21 protein-coding genes are annotated in these 20,359 nt (G+C 67.9%); 15 read left to right on the top strand and 6 right to left on the bottom strand.

Annotation, left to right across the window (positions count from 1 at the left end; translation table 11 throughout):
• Nucleotides 1-109: 109 nt before the first annotated feature.
• The 3 genes from K4G53_RS18070 to K4G53_RS18060 all read left to right on the top strand — a co-directional run bounded on the left by K4G53_RS18070 (nucleotide 110) and on the right by K4G53_RS18060 (nucleotide 2,851).
• Nucleotides 110-763 (top strand): DUF6318 family protein, encoded by a 654-nt coding sequence (locus K4G53_RS18070; protein ID WP_221387062.1) that lies wholly within the window; start codon nucleotides 110-112, stop codon nucleotides 761-763.
• A 182-nt stretch (nucleotides 764-945) separates the two neighbouring features.
• A complete protein-coding gene (locus tag K4G53_RS21375) occupies nucleotides 946-1,686 on the top strand; it encodes a PKD domain-containing protein (protein WP_308287924.1) in 741 nt (246 codons plus the stop codon).
• A gap of 94 nt (nucleotides 1,687-1,780) precedes the next feature.
• Nucleotides 1,781-2,851 (top strand): alkene reductase, encoded by a 1,071-nt coding sequence (locus K4G53_RS18060; protein WP_221387061.1) that lies wholly within the window; start codon nucleotides 1,781-1,783, stop codon nucleotides 2,849-2,851.
• Nucleotides 2,852-3,081: 230 nt separating this feature from the next.
• On the opposite strand, the gene K4G53_RS18055 is transcribed toward K4G53_RS18060, so the two are convergent.
• Nucleotides 3,082-3,378, bottom strand: coding sequence for a hypothetical protein (locus K4G53_RS18055; protein ID WP_260323806.1), 297 nt, complete (start codon nucleotides 3,376-3,378; stop codon nucleotides 3,082-3,084).
• A gap of 152 nt (nucleotides 3,379-3,530) precedes the next feature.
• Between K4G53_RS18055 and K4G53_RS18050 the strand changes: the two genes are divergently transcribed.
• Complete coding sequence (locus tag K4G53_RS18050) at nucleotides 3,531-5,975, top strand: Tex family protein (protein WP_308287923.1); 2,445 nt, start codon at nucleotides 3,531-3,533, stop codon at nucleotides 5,973-5,975.
• 47 nt (nucleotides 5,976-6,022) lie between these two features.
• Entirely contained in the window at nucleotides 6,023-6,343 is a 321-nt protein-coding gene (locus K4G53_RS18045; RefSeq protein ID WP_221387058.1) for a hypothetical protein, read from the top strand.
• On the opposite strand, the gene K4G53_RS18040 is transcribed toward K4G53_RS18045, so the two are convergent.
• Entirely contained in the window at nucleotides 6,340-7,116 is a 777-nt protein-coding gene (locus K4G53_RS18040; RefSeq protein WP_260323805.1) for a YqjF family protein, read from the bottom strand. The genes K4G53_RS18045 and K4G53_RS18040 overlap by 4 nt on opposite strands.
• A gap of 271 nt (nucleotides 7,117-7,387) precedes the next feature.
• Between K4G53_RS18040 and K4G53_RS18035 the strand changes: the two genes are divergently transcribed.
• From K4G53_RS18035 to K4G53_RS17995, 9 genes are all read left to right on the top strand, one after another.
• On the top strand, nucleotides 7,388-8,293 hold the full coding sequence (locus tag K4G53_RS18035) for a glycosyltransferase family 2 protein (protein WP_308287926.1): 906 nt from the start codon (nucleotides 7,388-7,390) through the stop codon (nucleotides 8,291-8,293).
• A gap of 31 nt (nucleotides 8,294-8,324) precedes the next feature.
• Nucleotides 8,325-9,290, top strand: coding sequence for a glycosyltransferase family 2 protein (locus K4G53_RS18030; protein ID WP_308287922.1), 966 nt, complete (start codon nucleotides 8,325-8,327; stop codon nucleotides 9,288-9,290).
• 106 nt (nucleotides 9,291-9,396) lie between these two features.
• Entirely contained in the window at nucleotides 9,397-10,488 is a 1,092-nt protein-coding gene (locus K4G53_RS18025; RefSeq protein ID WP_221387055.1) for a hypothetical protein, read from the top strand.
• A 12-nt stretch (nucleotides 10,489-10,500) separates the two neighbouring features.
• The gene (locus tag K4G53_RS18020) at nucleotides 10,501-11,313 is read left to right on the top strand and encodes a glycosyltransferase (protein WP_221387054.1); all 813 of its coding nucleotides are present in this window, start codon (nucleotides 10,501-10,503) and stop codon (nucleotides 11,311-11,313) included.
• Complete coding sequence (locus tag K4G53_RS18015) at nucleotides 11,310-12,593, top strand: lipopolysaccharide biosynthesis protein (RefSeq protein ID WP_221387053.1); 1,284 nt, start codon at nucleotides 11,310-11,312, stop codon at nucleotides 12,591-12,593. The genes K4G53_RS18020 and K4G53_RS18015 overlap by 4 nt, the downstream gene beginning before the upstream one ends.
• Complete coding sequence (locus K4G53_RS18010) at nucleotides 12,590-14,383, top strand: glycosyltransferase (protein WP_221387052.1); 1,794 nt, start codon at nucleotides 12,590-12,592, stop codon at nucleotides 14,381-14,383. The genes K4G53_RS18015 and K4G53_RS18010 overlap by 4 nt, the downstream gene beginning before the upstream one ends.
• Nucleotides 14,380-14,718, top strand: a complete 339-nt coding sequence (locus K4G53_RS18005) for a hypothetical protein (RefSeq protein ID WP_221387051.1) — start codon at nucleotides 14,380-14,382, stop codon at nucleotides 14,716-14,718. The genes K4G53_RS18010 and K4G53_RS18005 overlap by 4 nt, the downstream gene beginning before the upstream one ends.
• The gene (locus K4G53_RS18000; RefSeq protein WP_221387050.1) at nucleotides 14,715-14,921 is read left to right on the top strand and encodes a hypothetical protein; all 207 of its coding nucleotides are present in this window, start codon (nucleotides 14,715-14,717) and stop codon (nucleotides 14,919-14,921) included. Before K4G53_RS18005 ends, K4G53_RS18000 begins: the two co-directional genes overlap by 4 nt.
• Complete coding sequence (locus tag K4G53_RS17995; protein WP_221387049.1) at nucleotides 14,918-15,976, top strand: hypothetical protein; 1,059 nt, start codon at nucleotides 14,918-14,920, stop codon at nucleotides 15,974-15,976. The genes K4G53_RS18000 and K4G53_RS17995 overlap by 4 nt, the downstream gene beginning before the upstream one ends.
• Here the strand turns inward: K4G53_RS17995 and K4G53_RS17990 are convergent.
• The 3 genes from K4G53_RS17990 to K4G53_RS17980 form a co-directional block, all read right to left on the bottom strand.
• Nucleotides 15,973-16,701 (bottom strand): glycoside hydrolase family 16 protein, encoded by a 729-nt coding sequence (locus K4G53_RS17990; protein ID WP_260323804.1) that lies wholly within the window; start codon nucleotides 16,699-16,701, stop codon nucleotides 15,973-15,975. The two genes, K4G53_RS17995 and K4G53_RS17990, sit on opposite strands and share 4 nt — an antisense overlap.
• Nucleotides 16,702-16,972: 271 nt before the next feature.
• Nucleotides 16,973-17,833 (bottom strand): SDR family oxidoreductase, encoded by an 861-nt coding sequence (locus tag K4G53_RS17985; RefSeq protein WP_221387048.1) that lies wholly within the window; start codon nucleotides 17,831-17,833, stop codon nucleotides 16,973-16,975.
• Complete coding sequence (locus tag K4G53_RS17980; protein ID WP_221387047.1) at nucleotides 17,833-18,747, bottom strand: MSMEG_6728 family protein; 915 nt, start codon at nucleotides 18,745-18,747, stop codon at nucleotides 17,833-17,835. Before K4G53_RS17980 ends, K4G53_RS17985 begins: the two co-directional genes overlap by 1 nt.
• 156 nt (nucleotides 18,748-18,903) lie before the next feature.
• Between K4G53_RS17980 and K4G53_RS17975 the strand changes: the two genes are divergently transcribed.
• Nucleotides 18,904-19,491, top strand: a complete 588-nt coding sequence (locus K4G53_RS17975) for a hypothetical protein (RefSeq protein WP_221387046.1) — start codon at nucleotides 18,904-18,906, stop codon at nucleotides 19,489-19,491.
• Nucleotides 19,492-19,656: 165 nt separating this feature from the next.
• On the opposite strand, the gene K4G53_RS17970 is transcribed toward K4G53_RS17975, so the two are convergent.
• The gene (locus tag K4G53_RS17970) at nucleotides 19,657-20,304 is read right to left on the bottom strand and encodes a transglycosylase family protein (RefSeq protein ID WP_221387045.1); all 648 of its coding nucleotides are present in this window, start codon (nucleotides 20,302-20,304) and stop codon (nucleotides 19,657-19,659) included.
• Nucleotides 20,305-20,359: the final 55 nt, after the last annotated feature.

Here is a 20,359-nt window from a genome sequence, read left to right as displayed (position 1 = left end):
GGGGCGCGGGTGCCTGTGGATAAGTTTGATCGGCGAATTGTGACGTGGGCTACCCTTAAGGCACTGTCCGGAGCAAGCCGTCTTGAAACTACTGGGGGAATAGCGGCCCATGACATCACAGAACCTCTTTGCGCCACTTGCCGTGCGTTCCACTGCCGGAGCCGTTCTTGTTGCCGGCGCCCTGGTGCTGGCTGGCTGTGCCGGCGGAGCGCCCGCAGATCCAGGGGCCACCTCCCAGGCGGCAACGGAGGCCGCAACACCCAGCGCCTCGGCCACTCCAACCCCCACGCCCAGTGCTGCCTACAAACCGGCTGACGCATCTGGCCCTGCCCAGAACGTCCCCGTACCCGTGCTGCCCGAGGTGGCCAAGACGGAGACGAAGGAGGGGGCAGAAGCCTTCACGAAGTACTGGTACGAAACCTTGAGCTATGCGTATGAGACCGGTAACTCTAGGAAGCTGGAAAATGTAAGCGGCCCGGGCTGCGTCTTTTGTAAGGGGCTGAAGGACGGCATAGACGAGGCTTGGAGTGAAGGTCGGTGGATATCGGGCGGAACGATCCAGACGCCAGCTATCACAGCAACCGTGGAGTCGGGAGCCCAGGCTCACGCCGAAGTCCAGGTCATACAGGCGACGATTGAGATCAGAAGGCCCGACGGAAGTCTGTTGCAGGAACCTACTCCTGCAACTAACACCGGAAGCCGAGCAGGCCTGACCTTCGGCCCAACGGGTTGGGTAATGACGGACCTCGGTCTAATTCGATAGCCACGATGAAAGCCCTCGGACTCAAGGTTCTGTGTGTAGCTACGCTCCTCCTCGTCTTTGCTCCTTCAGCAGCGCAGGCTGACGTCTCAATCGGCTATGAGGACAGGGGATTGTCAGTGGGGGCTGATCAATGGGTCAAGGACGCAAGTACCGGGAAACTAGTGCGCGCTGAACCTGGCACTGTGCCGACCGACCCGAACGAGTACAAGTACGAACTCCAATGCCATCTTGGCGGGGGAGACTTTGATACTCCCTGCCTCGCCCGCCAGATGGAATGCAAGGACCGTGAGGACGGAGCCAAAGGCATCCCGGTCATGTGGCTGTCCCGCCCGCGGGGCGTAGCCGGGGCGGTGTGGGCCCATCACTCAGGACCTACCTGCCTGTACGACCCCAAGCCCGAGGACCTCCTGCCCCGCATCGCCGCCGACATCCAGAAACAGTTCCAGAACCTCCCGGTGAACGCCGGAGCTGTTGTGGCCCAGCCCAGCCCGCACACACTCCGCGGCGCCGAGACCAACTTCTATGCGGAGGCGGCTGAACAGCAGTTCGACATCACCATGTTCGGACAGAAAGTGCACGTGGTGGCCACGCCCGTGCAGTACACCTGGAACTACGGTGACGGCACCGTCTTCGGCCCGCAGCCGTCCATGGGCGGCCCGCTGCCGCAGGACCGGTGGGGCGAGAAGACCAGGACCAGCCACGCATATGCTTCCACGGGAGACTTCCAAGTGGTCCTGACAACGTCGTTCCAGGGAACCTACTCGGTAAATTCCGGGCCGCCGCTGCCGATTCCGGGCCAGGGCCAGTTCAGCGCCCCGCCCCAGGCCATCAGCGTGTGGCGGTCGCTGACCCGCAACTATGCCGATGACTGCAACGCAAACCCGCAGGGCCAGGGCTGCCCCGGCGCTGCGACGGGACGCTGACCGACAGGTGTGATTCGCCTAACATCCGGAATAGTTGCACGCGCCCCACAGTTGGCACAGGCAGTACGTCTTCAGCCTTCGAAAGGAACTGCGCATGCTGTTTTCCCCACTCACCCTCGGCGAACTTGAACTTCCGAACCGCCTGGTGATGGCACCCCTGACCCGCCTCCGCGCAGGTGAGGAAGGCGTCCCGGGCCCCCTCGTCGTCGAGCATTACCGCCAGCGCGCCAGCCTCGGCCTGATCGTCAGCGAAGGCACGTACCCTGCCCCCGCCGGGCAGGCCTACCCCGGCCAGCCAGGGATCGTCACCGCTGAACAGGTTGCCGCCTGGAAGAAGGTTACCGGCGCCGTCCACGCCGAAGGCGGCCGGATGTTCGCCCAGATCATGCACGGCGGGCGCGTCTCCCACCCGGACATCACCGGCGGCCTGCCGATCGTGGCTCCCAGCGCCGTCGCCATCGACGGTGTGGTGCGCACCCCGGCTGGAAAGAAGCCGTACCCGGTGCCGCACGCACTCACAACCGACGAACTGCCCATGGTCATCCAGGAGTTCGTCAACTCCTCCCTGAATGCCATCGAGGCGGGCTTCGACGGCGTGGAACTGCACGCCGCCAACGGCTACCTCCTGCACGAGTTCCTGGCGCCCAATTCCAATGTCCGGACGGACTCGTACGGCGGATCGCCGGAGAACCGCGCACGCTTCGTCATCGAAACCATCAACGCGGTGGTGGCAGCACTCGGCGCCAACCGCGTGGGCCTGCGCATCTCGCCTGAGCACAACGTCCAGGGCATCGCCGAAACCGATGCCGCGGATGTCCGCGCCACCTACGAGGTCCTCGTTGACAGCATCGCCTCGCTCAACCTGGCCTACCTCAGCATCCTGCACCACGAGCCCGCCGGTGAGCTGGTCCAGGACCTCCGCGCCCGCTTCGGCGGCACCTTCCTGGTGAACACCGGCTTCGGGGTGGTCACCACCCGGGAAGAAGCCGTGAACCTGGTGACCGATGGCCATGCCGACGCTGTAGTGGTGGGCCGGCCCGCGATCGCCAACCCGGACCTTGCCCGCCGCTGGAAGGAAAGCCTTCCACTCAACGAGCCTGACCCGTCCACCTTCTACGCCGAGGGCGCCACCGGCTACACGGACTACCCGGCATACCAGGGCTAAACGGCCAAGCAAGCCAAAAATAACGACGACGGCGGCACCTGCTTGGGTGCCGCCGTCGTGGGCTGTCCGGGGTGCTGGTCCTGGCAGCCGGCGCCCGAAGCCATCCGACGACCCCGGGCTGAAGAACTGTGGATTTGGCCCGCCGGACCCCACTGGAAGCCGGCGGTGATCAGATGCTACTCCAACGAATGGACTCTTACCAGAGCCTGATTCGGCGCGGCATCCGGACGCTACAGGACAGCCTCGCGGCCGGTGCCTTCCTTCATCACCAGCCGCCCGTCCTCGATGGAGACCAGCACGCTTTTGGGCCGCCCGCTGACCTTGGTAATGGCTTTCAGGCCCCGGTTGGTTACCTCAACCCCCACCTGCGCCCCCCGCACCGGCAGCTCCACCGAAATCTCGTTGGCGATGCCAAGGATGGGATTCGTGGAAACGCCCAGGTCGCGCCGGGCTTCCTTGCCGTTGACCGTGACGGTGATGTTGGCCTCGTCGAACCCCTCCTGAAACACGATAAGCAGTTCCCGCATGGTGGCCTCTTCCTTGAGCAATTGGTGCCTGCGACGGCATGTCCACTACAGCACTTTGGCGCCCCCAGCGGAATACCCGGCGCCTCCATGACAGCGCTGCACCGCGCCCGCGGCCGGTGGAGCGCCGGAGCCGGGTAAGGCAAGATGTTCTGGTGACCCAACAGCCAACTCCTTCCCCTGCTCCTGCTGCCGCCCCGGCATCGGAGGACGCCATCTTTGCCCAGATCGCTGCCGAACTGGGCGTGAAGGCCTGGCAGGTGAAGGCGGCCGTTGCGCTGCTCGACGGCGGCTCGACGGTCCCCTTCATTGCCCGCTACCGCAAGGAAGCCACCGGCACCCTCGACGACACCCAGCTCCGCGAGCTCGACGAGCGGCTCCGCTACCTCCGCGAACTCGCCGACCGGCGCCGCGCGGTCCTTGAAGCGGTAGAGGCGCAGGGCCAGCTGACGCCGGAACTGCGCAAAGCGATCCTTGCGGCGGACACCAAGTCCCGGCTTGAGGACATCTACCTGCCATTCAAGTCCAAGCGGCGCACCAAAGCACAGATCGCCCGTGAAGCAGGCCTGGAGCCCCTCGCGGATGCCCTGCTGAAGCGTCCGGACCTCGACCCGGAACGCGAAGCGGCAAAGTACTTCAGCAGTGAGCGCGGGGTGGAGGACGCTGCCGCTGCCTTGGCCGGCGCCCGTGCCATCCTGGTGGAGCGGGTGGCCCAGGATCCCGACCTGGCCGCCACGCTGCGCGACCGGCTGTGGACGCAGGGCCGCATGGTCTCCCGGGTCAGGAAGGGGAAGGAAGCCGAAGGCCAGAAGTTCGCCGACTACTTCGAGTTCGCCCAGGCGCCGGCCGGCATGCCCTCGCACCGGGTGCTCGCCCTGCTCCGCGGGGAGAAGGACGGCGTCCTTGAGCTCGACCTCGCCGAAGCCGATCCCGCGGACGACGCCGCCCTGGCCGCCGCCCGCGCCCGCTACGAGTCCGCGGTGGCCAGGTTCCTCGGGGTCGCCGACCGCGGCCGGCCCGCCGACGGCTGGCTGATGCAGACCGCACAGGTCGCGTGGCGCTCCCGCGTGTTGGCGCGCCTCACCTCCGACCTCCGCGCCAGGATGTTCGCGGACGCGGAGGATGAAGCCGTCCGCGTGTTCGCCGCCAACCTCCGCGATGTCCTGCTGGCCGCGCCGGCCGGGAACCGACCCACCCTCGGCCTGGACCCCGGGCTCCGGACCGGCGTGAAAGTCGCGGTCGTGAACGGCACCGGCAAGGTGGTGGCTACCGATACCGTCTACCCCCATGCCCCGGCCCGTAAATGGGACGAAGCGCTGGCCACGCTGGTCCGGTTGGCGCGGCAGCACACCGTCGAACTCGTGGCCATTGGCAACGGCACCGCCTCCCGTGAGACGGACAAGCTGGCCGCCGAACTCATCAAGCTCCTGCCCGAAGTGGACCGGAAGCCGCAGAAACTCGTGGTGTCCGAGGCCGGAGCGTCCGTCTACTCCGCCTCCGCCCTCGCCGCCGCCGAGTTGCCGGGCATGGACGTGTCCCTCCGCGGGGCCGTGTCCATCGCGCGGCGCCTGCAGGACCCCCTGGCCGAACTGGTGAAAATCGATCCGAAGTCCATCGGTGTGGGCCAGTACCAGCACGACGTGACGGCCTCGAAACTGGACCGCAGCCTGGACGCGGTGGTGGAGGACTGCGTGAACGCCGTGGGGGTGGACGTCAACACTGCCTCGCCCGCGCTCCTCAGCCGGGTGGCCGGCGTCGGGCCCCTGCTGAGCGAAAACATCGTGGCCTACCGGAACGAACACGGCCCTTTCGCCAGGCGCACCGACCTCAAGAAGGTTCCGCGGCTCGGCGCCAAGGCGTTCGAACAGTGCGCCGGGTTCCTCCGGATCACTGGGGGATCGGAGCCGCTGGACGCATCCAGCGTGCACCCCGAAGCCTACGCAGTGGCCCGTAAGATCCGGGCGGCCGCCGGTTCGGCGCCTGCGTCATCCCTGGACCCGCGGAACTTCGTCGACGACACGTTCGGCCTTCCCACCGTCCAGGACATCCTGGCAGAACTGGACAAACCCGGCCGGGACCCGCGTCCGGCCTTTGCCGCGGCCACCTTCTCCGAGGGCATTGAGAAGATTTCAGACCTGAAACCGGGCATGATCCTGGAAGGAACGGTCACCAACGTGGCAGCCTTCGGGGCATTCGTGGACGTGGGAGTCCACCAGGACGGCCTGGTCCACGTCTCTGCCCTGGCCAACCGCTTCGTCTCCGACCCCCGCGAAGTGGTGAAGTCCGGCCAGGTGGTCCGCGTCAAGGTGCTTGAGGCGGACCCGGAGCGGAAGCGCATCTCCCTGACCTTGAGGCTCGACGACGAACCGTCCGGCGGCGGGGCCGGTTCCGGACGGCGCGGCGCAGGACGGACGGACGCCGGCAGGCGCGGAACGCCTGAACGGGCGACGCCTGAACGGGGAACGCCTGAACGGGCGACGCCTGGCCAGCGCAAAGCCGGGTCCCGGACCGGCGGCGGTGCCGCGCGGCAGGTCCCTGCACCGCAGCCGGTGAACACGGCGATGGCCGAGGCGCTGCGGAAGGCGGGGCTGGGCAAGTAGCCGTGCCGGGCTTTTGGCGGCACCGGCTTTTCTGCAAAGGTGGGGTTATGACCTATTTCCTGGAGTACACCGTTCCCGCTGCACCCGGTGAGTCCGAGTTCGAGTTCGCCCACGACGAGATCAACTCCGGCACCACCGTCCCGCTGACCCAGACGGGCGCCGAGGTGGTTCACACGCCGGACCTCCCTGCCCGGACCGGCATCATCGGCGCCACGGTGCCGGAGGCGAAGCTCGAGGCCGAGCAGCTGATCACCCACAGCCGGGCGTCCGAGGCGTCCCTGTATTTCGACCCCTCCGACTCCCTCCAGGCGGGCGTCGGCACGCTCGTTGCCACCTTCAGCGAAGGCCGCGGCTGGCAGGACGCCTAGGCCTTTCCGCCTGCGGATCGGCCGGGGCTGCGCACCGGCCTCGGCCGGCCGAACTGCGTCCGCACCCCGGGGGAGTAGAGGACCGATTCCGGCGGCCCGCTGACGCTGATCCCGGCGGCCGCAACCAGGCCATCCTTCAGATGGTGCAAACGCGCAGCACGCAGGGGCCATGGCCGGTGTGTGTTGGGTATGTAGATGCTGCGACCCCGGAATGTCCCGTGCATGCCAAACCTGGCCGTGAGAAAGACGGATAACGGGTCGTCGGCCGCGGCCTCCCGCTGGGGCACGACGGCGAAGCTGCTTCCTGCTCCCTGCCGCAACCGCCGTACCGTGTAGCCGATGGCCGAGTCCGGTGAGTCCGGCAGTGCTTGGGTACGGCGGATCCGCGACCACACGTAGGGGATTTCCGCTGCCCGCGCTGCAAGCACGACGGGCAGCCGGTCCGCGTCCAGGCTCAGGAAGACCACGCCCTTGGTCCCATCAGGTTCCCGGGAGTAGAGGCGCACGTTGACCTCATTGAAGCTGCCCAGATACGGGATTCCCGGGCCGCGCCCGATTCCGGCATCCTCCATCCTGAACCCGATCAGTCCAACCCATGAACTGCCGTCAAAGAGATCCGGTTGCACCCCGGGCGGCATGAAGGGTGCGGCGGCATCTCCGGGGATGCGCCAGTGCAGGAAGACGGCCTCGGCCCAGCGCTGGTCCATGATGGCAGGCGGCCGCAGCTCCGGTGGATCGGGCCAGAGCGAAGCGGCTTTCGAACGGTGATCCATGTGCCTCTCTACCTAAGGCGAGGGGTGTTTCCCCCAATGTACCTAACCCCTGTGCCGCACGGGGCCGAAATCCCCACGTAGAAGGCGATATCAAAACAGAGTACCCATTACTGGTGCCTCTCCCGCCGGACACCTCCTATGCTCTTGCCACGGACAGACAATCTCTAGATCCACTGGTCGGGGGTTCTATTCCCTCTTGAGGAGCCGGTTCATCAAGTGCCGGGACCGCGGAAAGACCTGGTCCGGTCAGAGCCGACGGGTGCCCTCAACGGTGCGGGCTGCCCGATGGCAATCGTCATTATTGCGCCATGAAGTGGTGAGGCTTTTGTCGATTTCCACCCAGCCCCCAAGTTCGATTCCCAAGCCGGCGGCAGTGCCCCTGAGAGCGTCCATCAGCGTAGTAATTCCTACTTTGAACGAGGCCCAAAACATTCCCTGGGTCCTTCGGCGGATGCCGTTGTACGTGGATCAGGTCGTGATTGTTGACGGCCGTTCCACGGACAATACCGTTGGGGTGGCACGGGCCATCCGCAAAGACGTCGTTGTGGTCGACGAGCTGCGCAAGGGCAAAGGCGTCGCGCTGCGGTCGGGATTTGCCGCCGCCAAAGGCGACATCATCGTGATGCTGGATGCCGATGGCAGCATGGATCCGCAGGAAATCGGCTGGTTCGTTTCCCCGCTCCAGCATGACTACGACTTCGTCAAGGGCTCCCGATACGTTACGGGCGGGGGGTCGGAGGACCTGACCTGGCTGCGGCGGACCGGAAACCGTGCGCTGACCGGTCTGGCCAACACGGTGCTGCACAGCAACTACTCTGACCTTTGCTACGGCTATATGGCTTTCCGGCGCGAATGCCTGGAAGTCCTGCAGCTGGAGTCCGACGGATTCGAGATCGAGACCGAACTGATCGTTCGGGCGGCGAAGGCCGGCCTCCGCATTGCCGAGGTCCCCAGCCTGGAACTGGACCGCATCTCCGGCGCCTCAAACCTCCAAACCTTCCGGGACGGCTGGCGGGTGCTGGGGACGATGGCCCACGAGTTCTTCTTCTGGGAGGCGCCCACCGCCGGCGCCCGGCCGGAGGCGCTGCGCCGCGTCAAATACGCATACGCCAGGGTAAGCTTCCCGCGGACGCCCACCGATCCAACGAGTGTTCTGTCCGTGGTGAGCGGGCCCTAAAATGACACCCATTCCTTCGCCAAGTGTCACCGTGATCGTTTGCGCATATACCTCGGAGCGCTGGGGCTGGCTGTTGGATGTCCTCGAGTCCCTCCGTGCCCAGACCTGCGCGCCCAAGGACGTCCTGGTGGTCATTGACCACAACGAGGAGCTTTTCGACCTTTTGACCGAGACGGTGGATGACGTCACCATCGTCAGGAACACCGGACCGCGCGGGCTCTCCGGGGCACGCAACACCGGCGTAGGCCTGGCGGACTCCGATATCGTCGCCTTCCTTGATGACGATGCAGAGGCGGCGCCGGACTGGCTTGAGCGCATCCTGGCGCTCTATGACGACCCCGAAGTGCTTGCAGTCGGTGGCCGGGTGGAACCTGTGTGGGAGGCCGGGCGCCCCCGCTTCTTTGGTGAAGAACTCGACTGGATCGTCGGCTGCAGCCACCGGGGCCTGCCGCGGGTGGCATCCGAGGTCAGGAACGTCATCGGCGCCAACATGTCGTTCCGGCTTGACGTCGTGAGGCAGGCGGGTGGCTTCAACCTCGCCCTGGGACGCCGGGGCTCCGTCCCCCTGGGCTGCGAGGAGACGGAAATATGCATCCGGTCGAAGATGGGTTCCCCTGGGTCCCGCATCGTCTACGAGCCGGCCGCGCTGGTACGCCACCACGTTCCGGCTTACAGGGGAACAGTCCGGTACATGCTTGCCAGGTCCTGGTCCGAAGGGATCTCGAAGGCGCAGGTCGCCCACATTGTCGGGCATAAAAGGGCCCTGGGCCCCGAACGCCGCTATATCCGCAACGTCCTGACCCGGGCCTTCCTTACCGGAATAAGCGACTGGAGCCGCGGAAAGCCCGGCGGACTCAGCCGGGCGGCCGCACTGGTGGCGGTCGTGGCCTGCACGTCGGCAGGCTACCTTCGGGGACGGCGGATGGCGCATGTGCCGGGCCGTCGCCTGAACCAGCCGGCACTGGCCGGTGTCAGTCCGTGGCGGGAAGTGAAGTGAACCGGCCCACCAGGCGACCGCCGCCGCGACGGCCCGGCTGACCCGGCAGAGAGCGACCGCCGCAGCAAGACCAACCGACCAACACCACCGAGACAGGGGACGACCCATGCGCACCCGGCAGACCAAGGCACCGCACTTCGATATCCACGGCCGCATCACGATCCGCGTCGACGCCAAGGCGCCGGCAGCGGCCCAACTCCAAAGCATGCTGGCATGCTTCGCCTCCGACACCGAACGGCCCGCCGACATCCTCGTCGACGACCGGCCCGAACCGATGCCTGATGCGGGCCTCGTGGAGCACGAACTCGCCTACACGGCGAACAGCGTGCGGTTCCAGGCCGACCGGGTGCAGATCGTCAGGGACACCGACCAATGGCGCATCCACGGTCCCGGCGAGCTGCTGACCTCCGTGGTTCCCATCCTCGACGCAGCCATGGTCGGCAAGGGGGCAGGCATGATCCACGCGGCGACGATGGCGTACCGGGGCCACGCGATCGCGCTTCCCGCCGCCGGGGGCACCGGCAAGACGAGCACCGTAGCCAAGCTGATGCGGCGGGACGGATGGTCCTTCATGGGCGATGACTGGGCCTTCCTCGCCGAGGACGCCACCCTGCTGGGCTATGCAAAGCCGATGTTCATCAAGCCCCACCACCGGGCCATCTACCCGCACCTGTTCGAAGGCGTCCGGAAACCCCTCGTCCCCTCACAGCTCTCCAACAGCGTCAGCCGCCTCACCACCCTGGTGCACCCGTACGTGATCCGCTATCCGCGCCTCGCGGACTTCTCCCGCCGGTGGTCACCCGAACACCGCATGGTCACCCCGGCCACCGCATTCCCGGGACGGGAGGTGACCACCTCGGCCCCGCTCGCCGCTGCCATCTATGTCGAGCGGTTCGAGGGCACGCGGTCCCGGCTGGTCGAGCGGACGAGCGAGTGGATGGTGGACCGTATGCTCGGCAACTTCCATATCGAGATGGCGGCCTTCTCGCAGCGGGTGGTCACCGGATTGGCGGCCACGTCGGTCGTCCCCTGGCGCGAGCACTTCAGCACGAAGGGCATCGTGCTGAGCAAGGCGCTGGACGGCCGGCCCTGCCACCTGCTCCAGGTGCCCTCCGCATACACGGCGGACGAGGCGTCGGATGACATCGTCCGCTATCTCGAGCAGCTGCTGCCATCGGTCCTGGACGAGCGGGCCTGAGGGCGGGACACCATGGCTCCCAGCCCAGCCGAGGTCACCGCAGTCGTCCCGGCCCGTAACGCGGAGGACATGCTCCCACGATGCCTCGAGGCCCTGCGCCAGTCCGGTGTCGCCGAAATCATCGTGGTGGACGGACTGTCCACCGACGGCACCGCCGACATCGCCCGCGCAGCCGGGGCACGGGTCCTCAGCGACGAGGGCAGGGGCCTGCCATGGGCCCGGACCCTGGGCGTGCGCAACAGCAGCACCCGGTGGGTCCTGCTCGTCGACACCGACGTCGTGTTCGGGCCTGACGGTGTAGCCGACCTGCTCACGGAGCTGGTGGAGGACGGCTACGACGCTCTCCAGGCCGGCCTGGAGAGCGTGGGCGGCCCGGGCTACTGGGGGCAGGCGCTGGCCCACCACCACCGCACCGGCCGCAGCCGCAACTGGTTCGGGCTGGTGGCCACCGTCGTGGACCGGGAACTGATGCTTGGCATGGGCTTCGATGATTCGTTCAAATCGGGCGAGGACATCGAACTGCGCTGGCGGATGCGGCAGTCAGGACTGCGCACGGCCGTATCACGCCGGGTGGTTGTTGAACACCGGTTCGCCGCCGACGACTTCGCCTTCGCGCTCGACCAGTTCCTCATGGACGGCACCGGGCTGGGGCGGATGATCCGCAAGCACGGGTGGCGTGGCGCGAGGCTGGCTCTGCTGCCCGCCGCTGCGGCAGTCCGCGGCAGCGCCCTGAGTTTGGCCGCCGGCCAGCCCCGGTGGCTGAGGTACTACCTCGCCTTTTGCTGGTACAACTACGCTGGCCTGGCAAGGGGCCTGGCCTCGTGAGGGCCGGGCGCGGGACGGCTGTTTCGGACGCCTCGGGCGTCCGGCACTCCGCCCTGCGCAGCTCGCTCGGCCTCGTCCTGGCGAAGGCCGCCCAGACGGGCACGGGCTTCGCCTTCTGGATCGTGGCCGCGCGCGCCACCTCCGACCGCGAGGTCGGGCTGACCGCTGCTGCCGTCTCGGCGGTGATGATTTGTACCCAGCTCGCGGTGCTCGGCGCCGGGTCGGCCGTGATCGTCTCGGTGGGGCGCGGTGAGCCGCCCGCCCGGCTGCTCGATTCGGCGTTCGCCACCGTGGGAATAGCAGGCAGCGTCCTGGCCCTCGGTTACCTCGCCCTGCAGTCGGCGGCGGCCCCGGACACGGCCTCGACATCGGTTCTCTTCTGGGCCATGTTCCTTTTGGCGGCCGTCACCGGAACGGTGGTCATCGTGCTGGACCAGGCGCTCGTGGCGCTGGGCCGCGGTGCCAGCGCCACCTCAAGGTACGCGCTGGGTGGCGCGGTCTCCCTCGGAGCCGCGGCGCTCGTGGCCTGGCTCGCCCGGGGTGCCCCCGCCGACGTGCTGCTGGCCTGCTGGACCCTGGCGACGGCCGTGGCATGCGTGGTCGGTGCAGTCCAGCTGCGACGGCTGGTGGGATACCGTCCGAGGCCGTCCCTACGCTCCATGCGCGAGCGCCCACTCCTGGCCGTGGGCATCCCGAATCAGCTCCTCACCCTCACCGAGCGCGCCCCCGGACTGCTGCTGCCGCTCCTGCTCGCCCACACGGTGGCGCCGGAGGCCGCTGCCTACTGGTATCCCGCATGGATGATGGCCTGGGCCGCGTACACGGCGCCGGTGCTGATGGGCATTGTCCAATTTTCCGAGGGTGTCCGCGATCCCGCACGCCTCGTGTCAACCACTTGGGCCAGCCTGCGGTGGTCGCTCATCGTGGGAGGCCTTGCCGCCGTCGTCCTCGTGCTCTTCGCCCGCCCGCTGCTTGGCCTGCTCGGGGAGCGGTACGCCGACGCGTCCGCCGGCGCCCTGCAGTTGCTGGCAGCCGGGCTGGTGCCGTACGCAGTACTGCAGGCCTACAACGCTGTGTGCCGTGCCCGGGGGCGCTACACCGAGGCGATCGTGGTCGGCGTAACGCTCGGAGGCACCCTCTGCACCGCAGCGCTGTTGGCCGCCGGCAGTGGGGCCACCACCATGGCCCTGGCGTGGCTGGTGGTGCTCTCCGTCGGCGCCGCGGCCGTGGGCGCGCGGCTGCTCATGGTCCTCCGGCGGATCAAGCTGGAGGCGCAATGATCTCCGTGGTTGAACCGGCCAGCCCCACCAAGGGCCGGATCAAGTCCCGCGACATCCTGTGCGCCCTGGCAGGAGCCGTGGCGCTGGCGCTCGCCATCTGGGCCGCCTCCACAGTGACCGTGCCCATCGACAGCGACCTTGGTCTTGTCGCCGTGCTGCCTTACCCGTTCTGGGCGGGGGTGGTGCTCCTGAACCTCGCCTTCGTCGCTGCGCTGCGGGGCAACGCCGCGGGACCGGCGAGCCGCCCGGTAATGATCTGGCTCATCGCGGTGCTGGTGCTCATGCTTTTCGGAACGGCCATCTTCGTGACCGACATCCCCCGGGGCGAGGTTGCCTTCCGCCACCTGGGCATCGCCGACGCCCTCGCGAGCACCCAAGACATCAATCCGGACATCGATGCGTACTTCAACTGGCCGGGGTTCTTCGCACTCCTTGCGACGCTGCTGCGGGCCAGCGGCATCGACCCGGTGTCCGTGGCCCTGTGGGCACCGGTGGTGGACATAGGGCTGTGGCTGGCGGCGCTCGGAGTGCTGATGCGCCACCTGACCACCGATCCCCGGCGCCGCTGGCTGGTGCTCTGGATCTTCTGCCTCGGGAACTGGCAGGACCAGGACTACCTCTCGCCCCAGGCCTTCGGGCTCTTCCTCTACCTCGTCGTGATCGCACTGGTGATCGGCCCTTTGGGCGCGAAGCCTCCGAAGTTTCCCGGTTTCCGGCCTGCCGGGCTCGCCGTGTGGTGGCGCGGCCGATCGCCAGCCGAGTCCCGGGCGCGGCACCGGCTGAGCGCACTCGTGGTGACCCTCCTGCTGGTCGTCGTCATCAGCGCCAGCCACCAGCTGACGCCGTTCATGGTGCTCATCGCCATCACTGCGCTCACCCTGACGGGACATGTGTGGCCCAGCCGGCTGCCCCTCATCGCCGCCGTCGTGCTGGCGCTCTGGCTCGCCTACCCCGCGAGCGCCTATCTCGACGGCCATCCGCCGCTGGCGGACGCCGGGCTCCAGGCCGCGACCCAGGCCAACATCGTCGACCGGGTCAGCGGGTCTCCCGGCCACTTGCTGGTGGTGCAGGTGCGGATGCTCCTCACCGTCATCCTGTGGGCGCTCGCCATAGCGGGTGCGTTGTGGGATTGGCGCAAAAAGCGCCTGGACATCAGGGTTGTGCTCCTGGCCGTCACCCCGCTGCTGCTCTTTCCCACGCAGTCGTACGGCGGGGAAATGCTGATCCGCGTTTCACTGTTCGCGCTGCCCTTCATTGCCATGCAGGCATCCTCGGTCCTGCTGCCTGCCCGTGGCGGCACCCGCCCCTCCTTCCTTGCCACCGGCGCCCTTGCGCTCTGTTGCTGCCTGTTGGCCGTGATGACCGTGACGGGCCGGTTCGGAAATGCCCGGTTTGACGTCTTCACTGACAATGAGCTCACCGCCGTCCATGCGGTGCAGCGCCTGGCACCTCCCGGCTCGGCGGTCATCTCGGCGGCGCACCCGACGCCGTGGCGCAACGAGGGCTACCTTGACCACCGCTACCGGACCATCGATGACCTCTGCAAGGCCGGTCTGTCCGTGGCGACGTGCGGGCCACTCGTCTACGACTACGCCCGGCACAACCCGGCCGGTGGCGTGATCCTGCTGACCCGGTCGTCAGAGGCAAGCCTGGTGGTCCAGGGCGACATCAGCAAGCAGGGCTTCGACGAATTCGAGCAGTGGCTGCGCAGCCAGGACTCCGTGCAGCTCGTGTTCAGCAACCCCGACGCGCGGGCCTACCGGCTGGCTCCCTTTGGGGTGGCGCCATGAATCGCGGCAGGGTCAGCAGGCTGACCCTGGCACTCGGCCTCGCCGCCGTCGTGCTGTCCGTGGCGGCGCTCGTCGGACTGCCGGCGCCCCTCCAGGCCCTAACGGCCGCAGCCGTCCTCGTCCTGCTTCCCGGGCAGGCGCTGGCGCGGCTCCTGCACGTGGCCGACCGCGCGCTCGGCGCACTGCTGGTTCCTGTCCTCGGTTTCGCCACGCTCACAGTCGTGTCCACCGCGATGTTCTACCTCGCCGTGTGGTCGTGGCAGGCGTGCGTCGTCGCCATGTCAGTCATTACCGTCTTGGCGTGCCTGGAACGCGCCCGGCAGGAGGAAACATGATCATCAACCTGGCAGGGCTGCTCGCCGCTGCCGTTCTCCTCGTCACCCTCGTCACCCTCGAGGTCCGGCGGGTCGGGCCGGATGCCGGGCGCGCCACGCCCCCGGGATTCGCCGGCCGCGTCCTCAATCCCAGGGCCGTCGCCATCATGTGGGCGACCTACCTGCTCCTCTTCCTGCCACGCGTGATGGGACTGCTCGCATGAGCAGCGCGGCCCGGTGGTGGCTGCTCAGCGACCTTCACCTGGGACTGTCCGACGACGATCCCAGGAACCCCGGCAAGATCCTGCCCGAGTTCCTGGCGGGCAAGGTCTTCCCCGCTCCCGGCCGGCGGAAGCACGTCGTGTTCGTCGGTGACACGTTCGAACTGGCCAGGTACGGCGAGGACGAGAGCCTGGGCCGGCTCGAGTCCATCCTGGCCCGGCACCTGGACACGTTCTGGGCGTTGGAGGAGTCCGCGGCCCGCGGCGTGGAGCTGCACTTCGTGTGCGGCAACCACGACGTCGAGCTGGCCCGTCCAGCCGTTGCCGCCCGCCTGTCGGCCCTGCTGTCACCCCGTGACCCGGCACGGGTCAGGGTGCATCCGTGGATGCTGCACGTGCCGCACGTGCTGGTGGCCGAGCACGGGCACCAGCACCACTCGCTGCACCGGCTGCCGGAGGTGCTCCGTACGGCGGTCAACGGCACCGACGGGCTGGGCCTGCCACCGCTCGCTGCCTGGCACGCGCATCCCTCGGGCTCCCCGCTGAGCCGCGCCGGGGACGTTGCCCGGGCCTGCGTTGCATCCGAACTGGCGGAACTGCGCATCCGGGGCTCCGCCTACGGCGAGCTGCTGCAGACCGAGTCACGCCGGCTGGCGCTCGACGGGGCAACCCTCCGGGAGCTGGCGCGCCTGTCCCGGTTCCGGACAGTCTCGGCGCTCCCCGTCGCCGCCACCCGCATGGTGCTGGGCGCCGCGGGGTGGAGCATCGCCAGCGAGGACGCCCCTGCCGCGGCCGGGCGGGTGGCACGGACGCTGAAGGCCCACGGATCGGGAGTGGCTTGGTACGTCACCGCGCACACCCACCGGGCCCTGGAATCCGCGCTCGACGGCTGCCGCACCCGATACATCAACACCGGTACGTGGTGTTCCGACGTCCGAGGCCGGGGACCGGACCAGACGGACCGCGGGGCATTCCCATATGCCGTGGTCAAGGTGGCCCGTGACGGGTCCACCAGCGGCGGGCTGCGGTACTGGAGGCCCGACAGCATCCGCGGCTAGTCCTTCTTCCAGATGGCCACCCAGTCAACGTACACGTGGCCGCTGGTTTCCGGCTCGGGACAGGTCGGCAGGCAGGACTCGGTCTGCAGCAGGTAATGCATCGGGGTGTCCGGGACGGCCGCCGTACTGGTGCCTATCAAGGTGCCATCGAGGAAGAACTCGACCCGTCCGCGGCTCCACTCGGTGGTTGCCGTGTGCCAGGACGCGAAGGTAACCGCAGTGTGGAATACGTCGACGGCGCCGCCGCCCGGGCTGCCGGTGCCATGCATGGCGGCATAGATGTGGGCGGCGAGGTCCCCCTCGGGGAAGTCTATTTCGCCGTCCTCCGGCCATTGCTTGCTGTCGGGCCAGAGCAGCCATGCTGCCTTGAACCCCGCGAGGGCGTCCGCGCGAAACCGCACCGAGTAGCGTCCATACAGCTGGCTGTTGTAGGGGCGCCCGCTGATCGGGGTGAGCTTGGGGGCGGGAGCTGCACCCATCGAGACGCCGTTTTCGGAGTGCAGGTACATGTCCAGGACGCCGTCGCTGACGCTTAGGACCTTTGACGGGTAATAGCCGGACTTTGACTGCAACAACTGGGCGGCGGTGTCCGGCGTACCGTCAGCGTAATTGGCGCTCCACTTCGCGCCGTAGGCGGCGCCCGGGAATCCACCCACCGGCACGTTCCCGCTGAGGAAATCCTCCGTAAAGACCTGGGTCCATCCGGGCAGGTCTCCCACGGGCATGGCCTCACCGCTGGGGGAGGGACCGCTGGGTGGGATGGCGGAGGGGGAGTTTCCGACCGCATGCGCCGCCGCTTCCGGTGCAGCACTTCGAGCGGGTGTGGCCTCCGGGACGCAACTCACTGAGCCGAATGCCAGGACCGGCACAACGGCTGCCGCAACGAGAAAGCGCACCATCAGGTGGCGGCGGGACTTCTCCACAATAAGGGCACTTTACTGCAGTCTGTGCTGCCGGGAGCGGCCTTCGGATCCCCTCAAAAGTTGGAGGGGGACACTAGGGGTGGCGCACGCCGTTGCCTGCCAGGATGTCCCGGTACCCTTCCCGGAAGGACGGAAAGGTGAAGCCAAAGCCGGTGCTCCGGAGCAGGTCGTTCCGGCAGCGTTTGTTGCCGCCGCGGGCGGGGCCGGCGTCGCCGACGGGCGGCTCCCCGAGGCTCAGCTCCAGGGCCAGGAACCGGAGTACGGTGCCGAGATCGGCGGGGTCGTTGTCCACGCCAATGTACGTCGGTGCGGGTGTGGCAGCCATGGTGGCGAGGTGGACGATGGCGGCCGCGGCGTCGTCCCGATGGATCCGGTTGGTGTAGCGGACGTCCCGGGGGACAATTGCCGAACCGCCGCGCACCTGGTCAATCAGCCGGGTCCTTCCCGGCCCGTAGATCCCACCCAGCCGAAGGGACACCGTCGACGTACCGGTGCCGGCGAGCCGTCCATGAAGCAGTTCCTCGGCTTCTACCAGGACCCGGCCGGAAAAGCCCCCTGGAGCCGCCGGGGTGGCTTCATCCACCCAGCCGCCTCCGGCGTCGCCATAGACCGCCGTTGAGGAGACAAAGAGGACCCGCCCGGGCACCACGCCGTCGCGCTCCAGCGCGTCCAGCACGTTGGCGACTCCGCGCAGGTAGGCGGCGCGGTACGCCTCCTCGGTGGGTTCGTCGGCGGCCACGGCAATGACGACGGCGGAGGTGTCCGCCGGGACGGGTGGCAGGTTAGGGGTTCCCAGGTCAGCCGCGGCACCCTGGATGGCCGACGGCAGCTTCGCGGGGGAGCGCCGCCAGCCCACGACTTTGTGGCCGAGGCCGGCGAAGCGCAGGCCGGCCTCGGTTCCGAGGTCACCGCATCCGGCAAGGAGGACCGTCACTACGGGGCTTCCACGGGGAAGAACACCCGGGGATCCTGCAGGAGTGCGGGATACGCGAACGCGGAACGGTCGATGATTTCCGTGACCTCGAAGTTCCGTCCGAACCGGCCGTCGTCGAGCGTGATGGGCCGCCCCAGGACGTGCCCCACGGCGAACCTGGCCCCGCCCTCCAGCGGGACGGCCACCGGGGTCTTGCCCGGGAGGGTGCGGAACGCCTCTTCCTGCGCCAGCCGCTTGCGGGTGGGCTTCTTCTCCTGCGGCTTCGGCGGCGCCTTCCTGGGGGCGCGTGAGGGCCGCCTCGAACCGTCCTCGATGTAGACCGGGGTGTACCCGTCGTCGCCGGCGGATGCCGCGGCAGCAGCGCTGCGGTTCACCGGCGGAAGGGCCACCGTGTCCAGCGCCTGGGGATCGACGTCGTCGTGCGGGTCCCGGAGGATCCACAGGACCTCCCCCTCGGGTTCCTGCGGGAGGAACTCGTGCCGGGGCTCGGGCCAGACGTACTCCATCTCCGGAACTGCGTCCGGGAAGACAGTGGTGTAGAACTTCGGTTCCTTGTGCACCAGTTTGGAACGGTGGCTGAGGTGGAAATCCGGGTCCCCCAGCCACGGGGGCAGGATGATTTTCGAGGCGTAGTCGGGGTGGGCGGCCTGCGGCGCGAACTCCGCGATGTTCGCCCGGGTGTTGTCCGGGTGGCCGCGCCCGATCCACTCGTCCACCATCGCCAGGCCGTACATGGTGAGGGCCGGGACGTGCCCCATCCACATTCGGATCGCGGGATGGGTCTGCCAGCCGTACTCGGGGATCACCAGGGCGCGCAGCGTTTGCAGCGCTTCGACCCGCTGCTTGCCCAGCCGTGCGGTGTCCAGGGCTGCGGCGCTTTGCCGGAAATCGGGGTACGGGAGGAAGGTTTGCATCTATTCAGTCTGACGGCACCGGCCCGAAGTGCCAATTGCTGTGCGGCCGGCCACAGGAGGGCACCCCTGATGTCCAAATAATGGACGCCTGCATACGGCACTCAGGTTAAACCACTAAGATCTCCGCAACCACCCCCGCGTTTTGGAAGCTCTCTCATGACATCTACACCTGAAAAGACCGTTGGAACCATCCGCCCAGCCCTGCCCCGGTATGGGCAGATGCTCGGGCCGGAAGCGAAGGGCATCCTGGTCCTCGACGAGTTCACCATCGACCCCGCAGCCGCCCGCAAGGAGCAACACCGTTTCCGTGACGGCGTGGCCGCCGTCGCCCGCACTGTGCGCCGCATTGCCGCGCTGCGCGTGGTGATTGCCCTGGTTGCCATCGGCAACCTGCCCCTGTTCCTGCTGTCCAGCGGATGGTGGATCTACGGCGTTTCCCTCACCCTTGTGGTCGCAGTGCACACCGCCGTGACGCTGCTGAACCGGCACGAGCCGCGGCTCAAGCAGCGTTCGGCCCTGGAGCTGCACATGCACCGTGAACGCAGCGCCAACTACCGCAAGGTGCGCGATGCCGTGAAGTACATGATCGACACCCCCAGCCGCATGAACGAGCATCTCTACCTGGAGCTGCTGGCCGTCAAGCGGGTTGCCCTGAACCTCGCCCACGGCACCGTCGCCCTCCTGGACACCAGCGACGAGCACGCCTGGAAGGTGCGGATCGTGCGGGAACTGCCCGCCTCCTGACCGCACCTGGCCTCGCCGCCCGCGGCAGGGCCTGCAGAATTAAGGAACGACGCCGGCACATCCCTTCTGGGGATGTGCCGGCGTCGTTGTTTGGTCGACGGAATTTGTCTATCGCCGACCTGCTTTTGTCGCCTTGGGAGGCGGTGCGGCTCTCGCCGTCCCGGTTTAAGCCGGGAGCTGGATGACCTGTCCCTCGAACACGAGGTTCGGATCGGAAATGGTGTCCAGGTTGGCGTCGGCAAGGTGCTGCCAGCCGCCCTCGATGCCGAGCTTCTGGGCAACGATGCTCAACGTATCGCCGGCCTGAAGGGTGTAGGTCTCGCCGCTGACGGCAACGGAGGTGGCGTGCCGCGGCGCCGGGGCCTGCTGCACTGCTGCGTTTTGGGCCGGGGCGCTCTGGACCTGCACGGGTGCGCTCTGGACCGGTGCGCTCTGGATCGGTGCGCTTTGCACCGGCGCGCCGCCCCCGCCGCTCAGGCCGAGCTGGGATGCGCAGGAGGGCCAGGCTCCCCAGCCCTGGGAGGCCTGGACCCGCTCAGCTACCGCAATCTGCTGTTCGCGGCTGGCGTCCGCGGGAGACCCGGTGCCGCCGTAGGCAGCCCAGGTGCTGGAGGTGAACTGCAGGCCGCCGGAGAAGCCGTTTCCGGTATCGATGGACCAGTTGCCACCGCTTTCGCACTGGGCAAGTGCATCCCATGTGGAGGTCGGGGTTGCTGCGTTGGCCGCAGTGGCGGAGAGAGCCAGACCCGCCGCTGAGACGGCAGCCAGGGTGACTCCGCGGCGCGCGGCAGTACGGAATTTGGTGTTTTTCATGATGGTGATGCTCCTGAAGGCCACCAGCGCTGGTTCCGTCCCCGGAGATCGTCGC

It is taken from the genome of Arthrobacter sp. MAHUQ-56 (genome assembly GCF_019710585.1).
Lineage (GTDB): Bacteria > Actinomycetota > Actinomycetes > Actinomycetales > Micrococcaceae > Arthrobacter.
Note: the sequence above shows the minus strand (reverse complement) of the source record. Positions and strands in the feature narration are given on the sequence as shown.